The sequence below is a fragment of the Streptomyces colwelliae genome (genome assembly GCF_048158785.1).
GTDB lineage: Bacteria > Actinomycetota > Actinomycetes > Streptomycetales > Streptomycetaceae > Streptomyces.
The window spans coordinates 1-1,822 of record NZ_JBLTJC010000746.1; the positions used below are offsets into that span (position 1 = coordinate 1).

General features: G+C 71.5%; 1 protein-coding gene. It reads left to right on the forward strand.

The features are described from left to right. Window positions 1-105 precede the first annotated feature (105 nt). A partial coding sequence (locus ACNFOC_RS53930; RefSeq protein WP_416966249.1) for a PTS fructose transporter subunit IIABC occupies window positions 106-1,822 on the forward strand: 1,717 nt, incomplete at its 3' end.

Below are 1,822 nucleotides of genomic sequence, written 5' to 3' on the forward strand. Positions count from 1 at the left end.
CGGTCCGGTCACCGGCCCCCAGGTACTCGATGACCTCAGCGAGGGTGCACAGCCGGACACCCGCCACTGCAGTTGCCGGGCCATACGCGTGCGAAGGAGCCCGCGATGAGCGAGATGATCACCGCGGACCTGGTCGACCTCGACCTGTCCGCCGATACCAAAGAGGCGGCGGCACGTGCCCTCGCCGAGCGCATGGTCGCCCAGGGCCGGGTCACCGACCTCGACGGCTTCCTCGCCGACGTGGCCGCCCGCGAGGCGCAGATGCCGACCGGCCTGGACGGCGGCATCGGCATCCCGCACTGCCGCAGCGAGTACGTCACCGAACCGTCGCTCGCCTTCGGGCGCAGCGCCGAGGGCGTCGACTTCGGCGCCCCCGACGGCCCCGCCGACCTGATCTTCCTGATCGCCGCGCCCGCCGGGGCCGACGACGCCCACCTCACGATCCTCTCCGCACTGGCCCGCCAGCTCATGAACGCCGAGTTCACCTCCGCCCTGCGCGCGGTGGACGACGCGGAGAGCGCGGCGGCCCTGATCCGCGGCGACGAACCCGAGGGCGGCACAGACTCCGCCGCGACGCCGGTGGCGGCCTCCGCCGGCGCCGCGGCGGGCAGTTCCCCGGCAGACGGTTCCACGCCGGACAGCTCTACGGCAGCCGCTTCTACGGCGGACAAGGGCGCCGACGCTGACACGGGCGCCGACGCGCAGCCGTTCCGTATCGTCGCCGTCACCTCCTGCCCGACCGGTATCGCGCACACCTACATGGCGGCCGAGGCGCTGGAGAACGCCGGCCGCGACGCCGGTGTCGAACTCGTCGTGGAGCCGCAGGGCTCGGCCGGTTTCACCCGGCTCGACCCGGCGGTGATCGCGGCGGCGGACGCCGTGATCTTCGCCCACGACGTGCCCGTACGGGAGAAGGAACGCTTCGCCGGCAAGCCCACCGTCGACGTCGGTGTGAAGGCGGGCATCAACCGTCCCGCCGAGCTGATCACCGAGGTCCGCGGCAAGGCGGAGCGCGGCGAGGTCACCGGCGGATCCGCGCCGACACCGGTCGAGCGCGGCGGTGAGGCGGGCGAGGGCTACGGCTCCATGCTCCGCAAGTGGCTGATGTCCGGCGTCAGTTACATGGTCCCGTTCGTCGCGGCGGGCGGTCTGCTGATCGCCCTCGGCTTCGCGATCGGCGGCTACGAGATCAAGTCGGCGCCCTCGGTCATGCAGCACTTCGTGTGGACGCAGACCGACAGCTGGGCCGCGCTGATGTTCCAGATCGGCGCCGTCGCCTTCGGCTTCCTGGTCCCGGTGCTGGCCGGCTACATCGCCTACGGCATGGCGGACCGGCCCGGTCTGGTGCCCGGCTTCGTCGGCGGCATGATCGCCTCCACCATCAACGCGGGCTTCCTCGGCGGTCTCGCCGCCGGTCTGATCGCCGGTGGTGTGGTGCTGGCGATCCAGAAGGTGAAGATCCCGGCCGCGGTGCGCGGGATCATGCCGGTGGTGGTGATCCCACTGATCTCCACGGCGATCGTCGGGTTCCTGATGTTCGTGGTCATCGGGAAGCCGATCGCCTCGGCCCAGAAGGGCATGACCGACTGGCTCAACGGCCTCAGCGGCTCGAACGCCATCCTGCTGGGCGCCCTGCTCGGCCTGATGATGTGCTTCGACCTCGGCGGCCCGGTCAACAAGGTCGCGTACACCTTCGCCACGGCGGGCATCGCGGTCTCCAACCCCAGTGACTCGGCGATGAAGATCATGGCCGCGGTGATGGCGGCCGGCATGGTCCCGCCGCTGGCGATGGCCCTGGCGACGACCGTGCGCGGCAAGCTCT